Annotated in this window: 15 protein-coding genes; 8 read left to right on the forward strand and 7 right to left on the reverse strand. The window is 40.8% G+C overall.

Annotated features, from left to right (window positions below):
* Positions 1-16 precede the first annotated feature (16 nt).
* Complete coding sequence (locus PQO05_RS01895) at positions 17-1,186, reverse strand: TlpA family protein disulfide reductase (RefSeq protein ID WP_273630945.1); 1,170 nt, start codon at positions 1,184-1,186, stop codon at positions 17-19.
* A gap of 184 nt (positions 1,187-1,370) precedes the next feature.
* Here PQO05_RS01895 and PQO05_RS01900 point away from each other — a divergent pair, with 184 nt between their 5' ends.
* The gene (locus PQO05_RS01900) at positions 1,371-1,607 is read left to right on the forward strand and encodes a helix-turn-helix domain-containing protein (RefSeq protein ID WP_273630946.1); all 237 of its coding nucleotides are present in this window, start codon (positions 1,371-1,373) and stop codon (positions 1,605-1,607) included.
* Here PQO05_RS01900 and PQO05_RS01905 read toward each other — a convergent pair.
* Positions 1,604-2,479: a PfkB family carbohydrate kinase gene (locus tag PQO05_RS01905; protein ID WP_273630947.1), complete on the reverse strand. Its 876-nt coding sequence runs from the start codon at positions 2,477-2,479 to the stop codon at positions 1,604-1,606. The genes PQO05_RS01900 and PQO05_RS01905 overlap by 4 nt on opposite strands.
* 141 nt (positions 2,480-2,620) lie before the next feature.
* On the opposite strand from PQO05_RS01905, the gene PQO05_RS01910 reads away from it, so the two are divergent.
* The 3 genes from PQO05_RS01910 (at position 2,621) to PQO05_RS01920 (ending at position 5,155) form a co-directional block, all read left to right on the forward strand.
* Complete coding sequence (locus PQO05_RS01910; RefSeq protein WP_273630948.1) at positions 2,621-3,682, forward strand: glycosyltransferase family 4 protein; 1,062 nt, start codon at positions 2,621-2,623, stop codon at positions 3,680-3,682.
* A 215-nt stretch (positions 3,683-3,897) separates the two neighbouring features.
* Entirely contained in the window at positions 3,898-4,917 is a 1,020-nt protein-coding gene (locus PQO05_RS01915) for a PorP/SprF family type IX secretion system membrane protein (RefSeq protein WP_273630949.1), read from the forward strand.
* A gap of 58 nt (positions 4,918-4,975) precedes the next feature.
* Positions 4,976-5,155, forward strand: a complete 180-nt coding sequence (locus PQO05_RS01920; RefSeq protein ID WP_273630950.1) for a hypothetical protein — start codon at positions 4,976-4,978, stop codon at positions 5,153-5,155.
* Here PQO05_RS01920 and PQO05_RS01925 read toward each other — a convergent pair.
* Positions 5,152-6,549 (reverse strand): MBL fold metallo-hydrolase RNA specificity domain-containing protein, encoded by a 1,398-nt coding sequence (locus tag PQO05_RS01925; protein ID WP_273630951.1) that lies wholly within the window; start codon positions 6,547-6,549, stop codon positions 5,152-5,154. The two genes, PQO05_RS01920 and PQO05_RS01925, sit on opposite strands and share 4 nt — an antisense overlap.
* 184 nt (positions 6,550-6,733) lie before the next feature.
* Between PQO05_RS01925 and PQO05_RS01930 the strand changes: the two genes are divergently transcribed.
* Entirely contained in the window at positions 6,734-7,105 is a 372-nt protein-coding gene (locus PQO05_RS01930) for a BlaI/MecI/CopY family transcriptional regulator (RefSeq protein ID WP_273630952.1), read from the forward strand.
* Between the two features lie 9 nt (positions 7,106-7,114).
* Complete coding sequence (locus PQO05_RS01935) at positions 7,115-8,839, forward strand: M56 family metallopeptidase (protein WP_273630953.1); 1,725 nt, start codon at positions 7,115-7,117, stop codon at positions 8,837-8,839.
* Here PQO05_RS01935 and PQO05_RS01940 read toward each other — a convergent pair.
* A complete protein-coding gene (locus PQO05_RS01940; protein WP_273630954.1) occupies positions 8,836-9,627 on the reverse strand; it encodes a DUF3108 domain-containing protein in 792 nt (263 codons plus the stop codon). The two genes, PQO05_RS01935 and PQO05_RS01940, sit on opposite strands and share 4 nt — an antisense overlap.
* Positions 9,628-9,902: 275 nt before the next feature.
* On the opposite strand from PQO05_RS01940, the gene PQO05_RS01945 reads away from it, so the two are divergent.
* Positions 9,903-12,011 (forward strand): LruC domain-containing protein, encoded by a 2,109-nt coding sequence (locus PQO05_RS01945; RefSeq protein WP_273630955.1) that lies wholly within the window; start codon positions 9,903-9,905, stop codon positions 12,009-12,011.
* A gap of 72 nt (positions 12,012-12,083) precedes the next feature.
* Here PQO05_RS01945 and PQO05_RS01950 read toward each other — a convergent pair whose 3' ends face one another.
* From PQO05_RS01950 to PQO05_RS01960, 3 genes are all read right to left on the reverse strand, one after another.
* Complete coding sequence (locus PQO05_RS01950) at positions 12,084-12,713, reverse strand: porin family protein (protein ID WP_273630956.1); 630 nt, start codon at positions 12,711-12,713, stop codon at positions 12,084-12,086.
* 775 nt (positions 12,714-13,488) lie between these two features.
* Entirely contained in the window at positions 13,489-14,925 is a 1,437-nt protein-coding gene (pyk, locus tag PQO05_RS01955) for a pyruvate kinase (RefSeq protein ID WP_273630957.1), read from the reverse strand.
* A 74-nt stretch (positions 14,926-14,999) separates the two neighbouring features.
* On the reverse strand, positions 15,000-15,425 hold the full coding sequence (locus PQO05_RS01960) for an IPExxxVDY family protein (RefSeq protein ID WP_273630958.1): 426 nt from the start codon (positions 15,423-15,425) through the stop codon (positions 15,000-15,002).
* A gap of 150 nt (positions 15,426-15,575) precedes the next feature.
* On the opposite strand from PQO05_RS01960, the gene PQO05_RS01965 reads away from it, so the two are divergent.
* On the forward strand, positions 15,576-15,812 hold the full coding sequence (locus PQO05_RS01965) for an acyl carrier protein (RefSeq protein ID WP_008508386.1): 237 nt from the start codon (positions 15,576-15,578) through the stop codon (positions 15,810-15,812).
* Positions 15,813-15,814 lie beyond the last annotated feature (2 nt).

Consider the following 15,814-nt stretch of genomic DNA (forward strand, 5'->3'; position numbering starts at 1 on the left):
AGGGGCCTTTTTACTTTTATAGCTGTTTTGTTATTAGCTGTTCTATCTGTGTTTTACTGTCTTTTCCAAAAGTTCCTGCAAAAATAACTTTGCCACTTTTATCAACTAATATAGCTTGCGGATAGCTATATATGCCTAAATCTTTTGCCAATGCTTGGCCTGCGTACAACATTTTGTAAGCCGGTTTTTCCCGATTGTAGAAAAAGCCTATTTCTTTAGGTGAGTCGTAAGCGTTTATGGTTATTATCTGCACATTGGCGGCGTTAAACTTTTGCTGAAGCTCTTTTAAGTATGTAAATGATTCCATACAATAGCTGCAGTTTTTAATCCAAAACTCCATTAGTATAACTTTACCTTTTAAGCTGCTGTTTTGCAGCGTAGTTAAGGTATCACCTTTGTAAACAGGGAGCTGCCAATCTGGAAGTATTGCCCCTGCGGCTATCATCGGTTTGTTGGCTATTTTTTTCTCTGGTTGATATTCTTTGGTATAGGTAGAATAATACCACGATGTTTCTTGAGGTTTATTAGGGCTAATATTTATATCGGTATATGTAACCTTGGTAATATCAGTTTTTTCGTGACTGTTGCGCTCTATAATTTGGTAAGGTAAACTGCTGGCAGGGTCAATAATTATGTCGTAGTACATAGCCATAACCGTTGTGAAATTTCTGAAACTCCCCAGATAATCTATCCCCTTATTTTGCATAGCCAGGCTCACAATGTGGTAAGGTTTATTTGCTATTACTGTATCGCGGGTTGTTTTACTAATAGAATCATCCCGGATAATCTGATACAATATACTCCTGAACGATGGGATAGAATTGTAGAAATAAGAGAAAGAATTAAATGCTTTACCATCCGGCTGCTCTTTCAACTCATAAGTTTTGGCTTTTTTATCAAGCGAAAAATATTCGGTACCGTTATAAACCTGGAAGGTTGCTTCTGAATTTAATTGAAACTTCGAAACCTTTTCTTTATCAAATTCAAGATAACATTGAGCAGATGCCTTTGAATGATAGTTTTCTTTTGGATAGCTAATGTCTCGTTCATAATGATAGCTTACCGTTTGTATGCTTAATAACTTGTCGGCCGTTTGTGTTAATATTTTATTGGCTTCGTTATTATGGTTTGATGCAAGGGCAGGTACAGTAAATAGTGTGAGTAATAAGAATAGGTTATTTTTCATTGTGATATTCGGTTTACGCAATATAAACATAGTTAATCTGGATCAGTAAAATCAATTGATGTTTATACAACCTGTGGCTCTGATAAAAGTTGTTACATTTTAACCTGTTGCTTGTTAAGTCTCGTATATCTTACTAATAGATATCAATTAAATTTAAGGGCCTTACTTTATTACGATAGTCTCAATGAAAGCTTTGTGTGACGATAGAACCAGAACGGTGGCTGCTCATATCCGCAAGATAAGAGAAGACAGGAATTATACGCAGGATTATCTGGCAGCAAAGCTGGAGATGTCGCAAAATGCCTATAGCAAAATTGAACTCGGGCAAAGCAATATTACCATTAACCGTTTAATGTGTATTGCCGATATATTGGAGGTTGATGTGGTAAACATTATCAGGCCCCAAATGCTTGCTGTTTAGCACTTTTTCTCGTTCAAGAACGCAATCACGTCTTCTTCAGTACCTGTAAACGGTCCTGAAGACTGGATCTTTAAGCCTGCCATAGCCGACGCAAATTCGCCAGCTTCTTGTATGCCTGCTCCTTTAATACGTTTGTATAGGTAGCCTGCCATATAGGTATCGCCGCAACCGGTAGCATCAACAACTCTCAATGGTTTACAAACGGGGATGGTATAAAATATATCATCAGCATAAATAACCGAACCTTTGCTACCCAAGGTAATGGCTACTTCTTTAACGCCCCAGTCGGCCAGTATTTTTGCACCTTCTTTGATGTCTTTCACCCCTGTAAGTACTTCCATTTCGTGGTCGTTTACTTTTAAGGTGTGGATATAGGCAAGGGCTTCTTGTTTGGCAACCCAGTCGATAGGGTGTACTTTTTGATGTTTAACATCACGCAAATAACCTTGTGCATCTAACGATACCTGGCCACGGGTAGATAGATCTTTAATCAAATCAACTGGAATGTCACCTGCAAGCAGCGGACCGAGGTGAAATATTTTAGCTTCAATATCTTTTAATTGCTCAATAGTAAAGGGATCCGCTTCCTGCAAAACACGCTGAGTGCGGTGATCCTGGTCAATGCCGTAGGTGTTTTCGAAATATACAGTATAGGTACTTGGTAATGCCTTTACCTCAATGCCTTTTGATCGCAGGTCCTTTACATAGTGCATTTCGCTCAGGGCAACGGCAGTTACCAGGGTATAGCTCACATCCATCTGGTTAATGGCGTTCGAAAAGTAGAACGATGTGCCGCCTGCCATATACTTTTTAGAGTGGCTGGTAACTACTTTATCGAGAGTGATGTGGCCTATGCAGCAAATGTCGAACATGATTTCGGGACTGAAGATTTATAATCGGGCAAAATAAAGATTTTTAACCTATATTTTATTAATGGTTAATGTTGTGCTATTCGGTTTATAAGCAAGCCAACTTAATTTATATATTTTTACGGGCATTTTAAGCATTAAGCTGTGACACACCAACCATCGATATTAGTAACTTTTGATTCTATGAAGAATGCCAACAGTGGATACTTCTACTTTGGTAAAGGGTTGGGTAATGGCTTAATTAATAATAATCACGATAGGTTTCATCTCGAATTTTACTTGCATCAAAGGACGGCTTACCGGTTTGATGATAAAGTTGATATTCTGCAACTCTCCAAATGGCATCAGCTTTATTTTCCTAATCGTAATAAATATGATTTAGTACACATTACCGATGATATGTGCCGCTTAAACCCTGCCTGGGTTAACGCGAAGAAGATCATGACCATTCATGATATGAACAGGGTACACGTAGAAACCAGTACGCCGGAAGAGATAGAGAAGTATCTTCAAAAGTTAAGAAAGAATATTGAACAGGTTGATCACATTGTGGCTATATCACAATTTGTGGCTAACGATATCCAACACTATTTCCCCCAAACTAAAGACAAAGTAACTGTAATTTATAATGGCGCGGATGCGTTGACAGTGCCCGATGGTTACAAACCGGTTGTTGCACCAACTAAACCGTTCCTTTTTACAATCGGTCTGCTTTCGCGGCAAAAAAACTTTCACTTATTACCTGCTTTATTACAGGATAACGAATTAGAACTGGTTATTGCCGGGATTGAAACACCACACGTAAATGTGATTATAGCGGAAGCTAAAAAGTTTGGCTGTTTAGACCGGCTTCATATCACCGGCCCGGTATCTGATGAGGCCAAGGCCTGGTATTATCAAAATTGTACTGCTTTTCTATTTCCTTCAAGAACGGAGGGTTTTGGTTTGCCTGTTATTGAGGCCATGCATTTCGGGAAACCGGTATTTCTGTCGAAGTATACCTCCTTGCCCGAGGTTGGTGGAGACGTTGCCTATTATTTCGACAGCTTAGAACCTGCTGCCATGCAGCAAACATTTAAGAATGGTATGGACGATTTTCTCAGCAGAAACCTATCCTGGGAAATCAAACAACAAGCCATGAAATTTTCGTGGGACCGTGCGGCTCAGCAATACCTGCAGCTTTACGAACAAATCTTAAGCAAATAATTGCCTGTATTTTATCAATAGTTAATGTTGCGGCATTCATCTATACATAAGGCTTGTTTAGCGATACATCATTGCTGTAGCCTATAGCAATTGCCACCTTTAAAACATAGCAGGGGATTATTGTATGCGATTCGAGTTTTTCCCTGGTATGTTTTCATAGAAGATGGCGCCTGCTGAAAAGCAGGCGCTTATTTGTAAAAAGCTGGGCGGTATACATGAAGAGAGTTTTTAACCTGATTATAATTTTTTCTATTGCAGCAAATATTGGTTTAGCACAACAGCGCCCGCAGTATACCCAATACGTTTTTAATAACTACCTGCTTAACCCTGCCGTAACTGGTATTGAAAATTATACCGATCTTAAAATGGGTTACCGCAAACAATGGACTGGCCTCGACGGCGCACCAACTACATCATACTTAACCTTTAATATGCCCATCGGCAATCAATTTTTGAATGGTGATGCTGCTGGCTCGCCAGCCGGAGGCACCGAAAACCCTATGAGCCGTTCGTACGTGCAGGATTACCAGGCCGCCGCCCCGCACCACGGTATAGGTATGACGATTGTGAGCGATAAAGCAGGCCCGTTAACCGAAACTAACATTGATGCTACTTATGCTTATCATATCGGCTTAAGCCCAAAATGGAACATGGCGGTAGGTGTTGCGGCTGGTGTTAGTTATGTAGGCTTAAACACATCGGCAATTACGTTGGAGGTTGATAACGACCCGGCCATTACCAACGGTATTGCCGGTCAGTGGAAACCCGACTTGGGCGCCGGGATCTGGATTTATACTTCTAATTTTTATGTGGGCGCATCGGCGCAGCAATTGCTTAAATCAAATTTATATTTCAGCACTAATACATCTACCTATAATCAAAGCCAAACAGTGCCGCATTATTTCTTTACCTCGGGTGTGAAGCTGCCGGTATCTGATGATGTTTCTTTTATGCCCTCGATAATGCTGAAGGTGATTAACCCGGTACCTGTATCCTACGACATTACCGGCAAACTGGCCTTCCGCGACAGGTTCTGGATCGGTGGTTCGTACCGGCACAATGATTCGTTCTCTGCATTGGCAGGTTTAAATATCAGCTCGTTTATTAATATTGGCTACTCGTACGATTTAACTACTTCTACTCTCAACACGGTAAGCAACGGTACGCACGAGATTGTAATTGGCATCTTGCTAAACAACCGCTACAAAGTTACCTGCCCTATGCGGACGTTTTAGGGGGGAGGAGTAGTAATAGCAGTGGCAAGTGGCAGGAAGAGAAAAGGCGAAAAGAAAAATGAGAATAGACAAAAGAGTAGCAGTGGCGAGTGGCAGCAGCAGGAGTGTAAAAGACGAAAAGAAGAATGAGCAAAAGGTTTGTTACATCCTTAAGCCATTCTCCTTTCGTTTCTTTTATCCTTCAGTCCTTTATCTTTCGTCGGTAGAGACTGCCACTGCCACTAACCCCTGCCACTAAATCTCTACGCGCTGGTGCTGGTACGGTATCTCTACCTGTTCAAACCCAACATCCTGTAGTTTTTTGGCGAAGTGTTGCTGTACATCGTATTCGCCATGTACTAAAAATACTTTCTTTACCAGTTTAGGGTCCTGGCACGACATGAATTTGAGCAGATCCTCATAATCGCCATGCGCACTCATTGATTTAATGGAACGTACTTCGGCTTTCACATCGTAGTCTTCATGGAAGATGTTAACCACTTTATCGCCGCGCAGCAGGTGGCCGCCCAGTGATGATGGCTCGCAGTAACCTACAATCAGTATGGTGTTTCTTTCTTTGTCGATGTTGTTACGGATATGGTGCCTCACCCTGCCTGCCTCGGCCATGCCCGATGAAGAGATAATGACACATGGGCGCGGATCATTGTTTAAGGCGATAGATTCTTCCGTTGATTGGGTAAAGCGCAAACCCTTAAAGCTGAACGGATCAGCATCTACCTTCATTACCTTCTCTACTTCGCTATTATAAACTTCGGGGTGTTCTTTTAATACCTGTGTGGCCTGGTCGGCCAGCGGGCTATCCACATAATAAGGTACATCCGGTAGGCGGCCTTGTAATTCCAGGGCATTAAGGGCATATAATAGTTCCTGCGTACGGCCAACGCTAAAGGCCGGGATAATTACCTTGCCGTGCCTTACCATGCAAGTGTGTTGGATAATATCGTGCAGGGCATTCTCAATAGGTTTCAGGTCTTTGTGCAACGAATCGCCATAGGTTGATTCCAGCAAAATATAATCAGCCTGCGGGAATTTCTCCGGGCTTCTTAATATCATATCGCCATATCGGCCAACATCACCGCTAAAGGTAAGCTGGGTGTATTTACCATCTTCCAGAATATTGAGGTGCACGGCGGCGCTGCCCAGCAAATGCCCGGCATCGGTAAATAATACTTTTACACGCGGGGTGATCTCAAACTCTTCATTATACTCCACCACCTTAAACTGACCAAGTGCCTTCATCGCATCTTCTTCGGTATAAAGCGGTTCTTCTAAGGGCAGGCCTTTTCGCTCACGATAAGTATTGGCGTACTCGGCATCAGAAGTCTGGATACGTGCCGAATCTGCCATCAAGATTCGCGCAAGGTTCATGGTGGGCGGGGTACAGTAAATCGGGCCTTTAAAACCTTCGGCAACCAGACGGGGTATTAAGCCGCAATGGTCGATGTGGGCGTGCGATAAAACCATATAATCAACCGTATCCGGACGGAAACCGAAGTGTCCGTTTAAATCATCAGCGTTTTCGAGTCCCTGAAACATACCGCAATCGAGCAATATATTGGTGCCATCGTTTAATTGTACCATGTGTTTGCTGCCGGTTACATTGCGTGCCGCACCATGAAAAGTAATATGCATTAGTATAATTTAAGTTTAACGTGATTGATAACCACGTATGCAAGATAATGTTCTTAAATATAAATTTGGATAACTAATGCATTAGTTGCAACTTTATAGAGCGCAATAAAATAATACAGCTGCAAACACAAGGTTTGCATATTGAGATCCGATTGTTTTTTGAGGATGCCATTAAACTAAAATTATGGAAATGAAAGAACTAACACGTGCAGAAGAACAACTGATGCAGGTGCTTTGGCAATTAAAAAAAGCTTACGTAAAGGACATTATCGACCAGTTGCCCGAGCCTAAACCGGCGTACAATACGGTGTCGACTTTTATCCGGATACTGGAAACCAAGGGCTTTGTAGGCCATACCGCCTTTGGTAAAAGCCATGAGTATCATCCGCTCATCAGCAAGGAGCAATACCAGAACTTTGCGACCGATAAATTACTGAACGGCTATTTTGATAATTCGGTAAAACGCATGTTCTCGTTTTTTGTGCAGAAAGAAAAGATTGACATGAAAGAGGCTGATGAGATTTTGAAATTGATTGAAAAGTTGAAAGACAAATAATAACATTTTATGACCTGGTGGCAATATCTGATACTGGCGAATGTTTACCTGATTTTGTTTTACGGGTTTTATGCCCTGCTGCTTCGCCGCGAAACGTTTTTTCAATTAAACAGGTTTTACCTGGTAGGTTCGGCCATATTATCATTTATGCTGCCTTTGGTACAGGCCGAATGGGCTCGTAACCTGTTTATAACACAGCAGCTTAAACAAACCATTTATCATCTCGATCCGGTGGTAATTTACCAGATCCCTGCAGCACCAAGTCAGCACCTCACCGTTGGGCAGGTATTAGCCATTGTTTACGTAGGCGGTATTATACTACTCGCTTCGCGTTTTATTTTGCAATTAATGGTGTTGCGCTACAATATTAAATATAATGAAAGTGAAGATGCCTACTCTTTTTTTAAAACCATTAAGCTGGGCGAAACCGTTAATAGCCGCAATGTAATTATGGCGCACGAAGAAGTGCATGCCCGGCAATGGCACTCGGCCGATGTAATGTTGATCGAGGCTATTATGATCATCAACTGGTTTAATCCGGCTGTGTATTTCTATCGCAAAGCTATCAAACACATTCATGAGTTTATTGCCGATCGTAATGCCCTGAAAGCCGGTACCAGCAAACAGGAATATGCCCTGCTGTTATTGAGTGAAACCTTTAAAACCCCGGCACACGAGCTGGTTAATCCTTTCTTTAATCACAGCTTGCTGAAGCAACGGATATTGATGCTGCAGAAAAATAACTCGCAGCGTACGGCATTGTTAAAATATGGATTATCGGCGCCATTGTTTGCCTTGATGCTGATATTATCATCAGCTACAACCCGCACCAATTTGGCCATTACTATTATTAGTGATAAAGCAGAGCAAATAATGATGGTACCTGCCGCACCGCCTGCTTTGCAAAATGTGTACACCACGGTTACATCAACTGCTACACATGGCAAATTAGCTACAGGGCTTTCTGTTATACCAGAGGTGAAAGATTTTAAACCGGAAGCGAGGCCGGTTCCATCAAAAGGAATTAAAATTGATACCGTAAAAGATACCCGGTTATTAACGGTGACGGCAAGTCCGGCTTCTTTTAAAGGAGGCTTACCGGAATTCTCAAAGTATCTTGGTCAAAACATCAGGTACCCGGCAGAGTGGCGTGAAAAGCATCATGAGGCCAGGGTAGTTGTGTCGTTTTTTGTTGAAAAAGACGGTTCATTGTCAGATATTAAACCTTTAACAGAGCTAAATACAATTGGCGCCCAGGAGGCTGTACGCGTTATAAGCGCTTCGCCAAAATGGAACCCTGGTGTACAGGATGGTGCCACGATAAGATCGCGGATGATAATACCGATAAGCTTTAAATTGGAAGATGATAAAATAGCACAGCACACTGCTGATACAATGGTAACCCGTAAGCACGATAATCAAATGATCTATGTGCAAAGCAATCCATTACAATATAATAGCAGCCCTTCTACCGTCTTTTCAACCGTAACTTATACGCGCAGGCAGGGTGATACCACATCTAAAGCCGTTTATAAGATACAGACCAACTCTATAAAGGTAACTTCATCACCACCGCTGTATTATCTGGATGATAAGGAAATTACACTTGCCGAGATGAAAGGTGTTAAGGCTGAAAATATTGAACGTATTAACGTGTTTAAAGATGGAGACCCGAATATATACGGCGAACGGGGTGTAAATGGTGTTATTTTAATTACTACTAAAAAGCATTAATTAAATCTCTTTAAGAGATCTTGCGCAATGCCGGGCTGCTTAATTTTATAGCGGTACATGCCGTTATAAAAATCTTCTTCTTTTAGCAGCTCGTGGTTCTTTTTGCTGATCCAGTAAGTCTCGGTGTAAGGGGTACCGTTGGATAACTTGCCTTCTGTAAATAGTTTCCAGCAGTCTATGTTTTTATTGTCGTTAAGGCTTACAGTTTCGTTGCCAATTACTTTGTAAATAACATAAGCCGGGGGAGTTAAGCCTGCATCGTAAAAATAAATAGCAAACACTTTATTTGCGGCAAGCGGCAGCATTTCAAAGGTTTCTATATCCAGGTTCCAGTTTAGGTTGGCACGATCAAAATTTAGTGAAAAGCCTTTGGCTGAATTATCTGCTACCGTATCGGCACCCGTAATTTTTGTTGCAGCCCAGTTATAGGCCTTTAACTTTCCGCCTGCTTTTTCCTCGTGAAATACAGGGGCAAAATCAGCTTTCTTATTGATCGATCTAAAGGTGCGATAGCTTGCCGTATCAGGGCTGTACCAATGCTGGGTGGTTACAAATACATCTTCCCCATTTATTTTTTCAACAGCAATATTGCGGAGCCATAAAGAAAGCCTTAATATTTTAGGCTGCTTAGGTACCTGAAAATATACCAGGTATTGCCTGAGCCCGGGCTTAAGCTGGGCTGTAATGAGTTTATGATTGTCGGCCGTGATGGTGTCTGTTTGTGCAAATACTGTGAAGCTTGTGCACAGTAACAGCACGAGGGCAAAAGTGTATTTGTTAATTTTCATGAGAAGTGCTTATGTCTCTTTTAGAGAAGCAGTTAAATAGAAATGTTACAAAATCGAGAAATGAATAAAATGAACAAAAGTGAGCAGGTGTTGCAATGGTAAATAAATTATCTTAATAGTTATTTACAATGCTTGAATTTAATCCAAATTGATTTTTGACATCTTTTAGAGATATTAAAATAACTAATAGTTTATATTTATATATGTAATAAGAAACTTTTATAAAAGCTATCCGTAGAAAGCGAATAAATTTATTTACTGATAGTTAATTTTTTATGAACAGATTCCTTACTTTTTGCCTGATTGCGGGTGTGGCGGTTTTTACATCGTGCAAAAAGGATCACTCGAATGGCGATGGTCCAACCACGCCGGTGAACAAAATTGCTCCCGATGGGTTCAATTTTGCTACTTCAAAAGATGTAAGCTTAAACCTTACACTTCAGGATAATAGCAATGGCCCACTAGCCGGTGTTGTTGTAAGCGTATATGCGCCGGGTAGTACCAACCCAAGTGCAGCCATATTTAGGGCTGTATCAGATAAATCTGGTAAGGTTACAGCTAAAATAACTGTCCCGGCTTATTATGGCAGCCTGGTGATAGATCCGGCTTATATCGGCTTGTTACATAATGCCACGGCTGTTATTAACAACAATGCAGTTACAGCTACTATTGGTGGTAAAACAGGCTACAGCGGCGACATTACACCCGATGCCATTAACAATATCCCAACCGGCTCTTCATCAACTGGGAGAATCAGCATTAATGGCTTGCTGAACACTGATATTGGTTACCCAACCGGCTATACGTCATCAAATGCATTTACCAGCCCAACTAACCTGGGCCGCCCGGCTTATCTGGAAGCAACGGGTGATGTGGTGCCTGCTTCGTTACTTTCGTATGTAAATGCATCCCTGCCAGAAGGTACCCCGGTAACTACATCGCATCCATCATACCTGGCTACTACGGCAGTTAACACCATCAACGTAACTGCTACATCAGATGTATGGGTTACGTTCGTATCAGAAGGTGCAGGTTACCAAAATACACTGGCTTACTATACCTATCAAACAAGCAACCCGCCGGGTTTATCTTCGGGTGGCACACTGCTAGGCGGTATCGATAAAATCACTTATATCTTCCCTAATGCTTCGGCATCCGGTTCGGGCGGTGGTTTGGTTTCGGGCGATAAAGTTAAGCTGGGTACATTCAGCGCAGGTACTTCTATCGGTTTTGTATTGCTACAAAATGCGTGGACAGGCAGCGGTGTTAATACCAACGCAACCAAATTCTATACCCAGGATAGCTTTAACCCTGAAACTACTACATCATTAAAAAGACATACTGTAATGTTATATGATGATGTACATAAGCTTTACTTAATGGGCTTTGAAGATACCAACAGGCAAACCGGTGGTTCTGATAACGATTTTAATGATTTAGTGGTATACGCAACTGCCAATCCAATTACGGCTATATCAACCACGGGCGTATCTACCATTGACAGAGGTGGCGATACCGACGGTGATGGTGTTGCCGATGCACAGGATGCTTTCCCTAATGATCCAAATCGTGCTTATATCAGCTACTATCCGTCGTCAACAACATTCTCTACCATTGCGTTCGAGGATAACTTCCCAACCAAAGGCGATTATGATATGAATGATTTAGTGGTAAACTACCAATACGCCTTTATCAGCAATGCCTCTAACCAGGTTGTTGAGTTAAAGGGTAATTTTAACGTAGGTGCCGCGGGTGCGTCATTCCACAATGGTTTCGGTGTGCAGTTACCTATTCCGGCTTCGGCAGTGGCTTCGGTAACAGGGCAGCAAGCTATTAGTAATTATATCACCTTCGCATCTAACGGTGTAGAAGCAGGGCAATCAAAGGCAGTAATTATTCCATTTGATAATCACGAGGCATTGATCAAAAATCCGGATGCTTCATTCTTTATCAATACCTTAACCACTAAAGATAAGGTTACAAACGGTACCACCGCAGCAGTTGATATTAATTTTAACACGCCTATTGCTGCATCAACCTTAACGGTATCAGCATTTAACCCATTCCTGATCAGCAACCTGCGCCGTGGCTATGAGGCACACTTGCCGGGCTATGCACCAACAGATAAAGCCAATACGGCCTTATTTGGTACGGGTGATGATAGCTCTACACCAGCAACAGGACGTTACTATCTATCGAAAGAAAACTGGCCATGGGCTATCAACTTTAGCCAGCCATTTAGCTGGCCAATTGAAACCGTGCCAATTAACCAGGCATACCTGCATTTCTCTGATTGGGCTTCGTCAAGCGGCGCTAATTATGTAGACTGGTATACCAATACAACATCAGGCTATCGTAACTCGAGTAACATCTATAGCAAGTAAACTAACAGATTAACTATTGATTAGCCATCCTGACAAACCGTTGGGATGGCTTTTTATTTTGTAGGGCTTTAATTAAAATGTGATACCGATGTTAAAGCTCGACACGCTGTTGTTAACAGATGAATCGAAATTGTTTTTAAATACATCGCCAACACCTCCCTGGCCAAGGTATTCTATAAAGAATTTAGAACCCTCGCCGATCGGGAATTTTACGCCAATACCCACGGCCAAACCACCATCTGGGTTATTGATATAGGGTTTTACATCTGTATTTTTTGCGCTCTCTTTGGCGTTTAACAAAATACCGATGTAAGGGCCAAAGTTAAGATACCAGTTTCTGGTGCGGCCAAAATGCCAGTTAGCCATAACCGGGATGGTAAGGTAGTTGAGCTTATAATCGGTAGCATAACTACTATTGTCATTAAATGAAATATAGCCGCTATTCCAGCCTTTTTGGTCGTAAATTAGTTTGGCTTTAAGGCTCCAGCGATCAGAGAAGTAATGATCGGCAGTGAGGCCTACGTTAAACCCTACCCTATAATCAGGGTTGGTATAGCCATAGTAGCCGTAACCACTGTTTGTAAAAACGGTTGAGGTATTTAAACCCACATTAATCCCGAATTCTGTATTCCCTTTTGTTTGGGCGGATGCAGCGGTATAAATACCGAAAGCAAGTAAAAGTGTAAAGATTGGTTTAAGCATGAGCGTGATTTATTTAAGTTTTTGAAAGGTAATATTTCCAGTTAATTTTTATGATCTGTTCACAAAAAAGCCCCGCTTGCGACGGGGCCCACACATTAGACTAACTTATTTATATAACAAAAGCTTGAACCATGGCAAGCCCGCGCTTTTGCAGCAGATAGGGGCTAATGGATATTTATTATGTAACACAATAGTTGCCGTGTTAATGCTTTATCGAAACGTTAAAACTGTGTTAAAATAAAGTAACCGGTAAATCAATCAGAGGAAATTAACAGGGGCTTATCTCAAATTTATCCTTCTAAGGCATTGGTGCAGTTTTGGAGTTATCAACACGTGTTTGTAAAAGGGCTTGTATTGATGAAATTTTAAATTTATTAGCCTGATTTATAGTGCATTAATTCTGTTGAAAACTATTAGCTTAGATTGTATTTAAGAAATTTTTCATACTTTCGCCATGTTAAAGCACTAAATATTATAGCATGCTTTAAACCATTGTTTTAATTATTGGTCAAAAGCATTACTAAAACACGGCGTTATGAGTATATTAAGAATGTATTGGGATTATCGCTTTGCGAAAATTGGTAAACTACAAGGAAAGGTTTTTAGAGCCGAAGTTTATTAAGCAAAGAGACGGAATCCTTACCCCCACAGGTCGTTAATTGCAGATAAATAGTTTATCGCAGGCCAAAGACAAAAACACCGGTAAACAGGCCGGTAAAAAATAAAAAAGGGAATGATCTTATGATCATTCCCTTTTCTTGCTTAGTGGTACCGGTTATTCAATAACAGTTACTTTCAGCATGTTAGTTTTGCCTTGTGCAGCAATTGGCACAGCGGCAGTGTTAATTACTACATCACCAGCTTCGATCAGGTTCTCAGCTTTAAGGATAGCATTAACATCGGCAATAGTTTTATCAGTACTTTCTAAACCATCGTAGTAGAAAGTTTTAACGCCCCAAAGTAAGCTTAGTGCATTTAATAAGTTTCTGTTAGATGTGAATATATAAGTGCCGGCAAACGGTCTGTAAGATGAAATTTCAAACGCAGTGTAACCAGAAGTAGTCATTGATACAATACCTGATGCATTGGTATGTTCAGCTAAGTAAACAGCCGAACCGCAAAGTGCATCACTCAGGTAGTTTTGCGAAGTAGTATCCTGGCTTACTTCTTTATTGCTATTATATGGGTAGCCTTTTTCTTCAACGTTACGTACAATTTTAGCCATTGTTTCGATAACAATAACCGGGAACTCACCAACTGAAGTTTCTCCGCTTAGCATTACTGCATCAGCACCATCCAGTACAGAGTTGGCAACGTCGTTAACCTCGGCACGTGTTGGGCGCGGGGTAGTGATCATTGATTCTAACATCTGGGTAGCAACGATAACCGGTTTAGAAGCCGCACGGCATTTACGTGCAATCATTTTTTGCAGCAAAGGCACTTCTTCTAAAGGCATTTCAACGCCCAAATCTCCACGGGCAACCATTACGCCGTCTGTAACAGCAATAATTGCGTCGATATTATCGATAGCTTCTGGTTTCTCAATTTTAGCAATAACGCGTGATGCTTTATTGTTTTTTGCAATAATACGTTTCAGGTCAACGATATCCTCTGCGTTACGAACGAAAGAAAGGCCGATCCACTCCACATCATTTGCTAAAGCCTGCTCCAGGTTAACTAAATCTTCTTCGGTTAAGCTTGGGATAGATACTTTAGTGTTTGGCAGGTTAACGCCTTTACGTGAGGTTAAGATACCTCCGTGTAATACTTCACATATTACGGTATCTTTTCTGTTGGTTTCAATTACTTTAAGCTGCAGTTTACCGTCATCTAATAAGATGGTTTCGCCGGCATGTACATCCTGTGGGAAGGTATCATAAGTAATGTAGATCTGCTCATCATCACCAATACACTCATTGGTAGTGATTTTGATATGTTTGCCATTAACTAAATTGATACCGCCGTCTTTTACCAAACCAATACGGATTTTTGGTCCTTGTAAATCTGCCAGGATACCGATGTTTAATTTGTACTGCGCGTTAATTTCGCGGATAGTATCAATAACTTTCTGGTGATCTTCTGCTTTTCCATGCGAAAAGTTTAAGCGGCAAATGTTTACACCTGCTTTTACCATGGCCAGTAAAGTTTCTTTTTTTGCCGAAGCAGGGCCCATGGTAGCCACAATCTTAGTTCTGTTATAGGATAATTTCATATTAATGCGGGGGTTAAACTGGCTGTACTATATAATGTAAAGTCGTTATACTGTAGTATTTTTTAAAATTTGCGCTAAAATAAAAGATTTTCACGGGATTTTATTTTTTTAGGATCAATCTTTACAGCCGCCACTATCTCGGGCAACTTATTTAACTGTGTAATCATGTCTTCCAAATCTCGTGGATCGATGTAATTTTTTATCATTAAGAAGTAATCAACGCTACGCATCTCGGGTATTAAAAGGCCGTCTGAGCCCTTATTTGCAATAAAATAGAAATCTGTTTCGCTTGCTTCCCAATAATGGTGAAAGATAGAAAAAAGTACCGGATCATTACTATGATGAATATCAACACCCAGATCTGGTTGCCTGATGAAGTTAAAATTTAACTGTTTATTAATATAGTAGCAGATGCGATAGTCCTTCAATGACGAAGTTATCGCGATTAAAATGAAATCCAGGTCGATCTCAAACTTTAAAATCCGCTTATTTAAAACCACTATATAATATATAACCCGGTAAAATTACTAATACAAACCGTAGCACTAAAAATTTGTTATGAATTATGCATAGATTTTTAGATTTGATATTTAATAGAATTTGACTTTCTTTGCACAGAAAATTTATTAATCAATTAAACATCAAAGACCATGTCTGATATCGCTTCAAGAGTAAAAGCTATTATCGTAGAAAAATTAGGTGTTGACGAAAGTGAAGTTACACCAGAAGCAAGCTTCACCAACGACCTGGGTGCAGATTCATTAGACACCGTGGAATTAATCATGGAGTTTGAAAAAGAATTTAACGTGGCTATTCCTGACGATCAGGCTGAAACAATTGGTACTGTTGGCCAGGCTATCGCTTACCTTGAAAAAAACGTTAAATAAGC

Origin of the sequence: Mucilaginibacter jinjuensis (genome assembly GCF_028596025.1) — a bacterium.
Classification (GTDB): Bacteria; Bacteroidota; Bacteroidia; order Sphingobacteriales; family Sphingobacteriaceae; genus Mucilaginibacter; species Mucilaginibacter jinjuensis.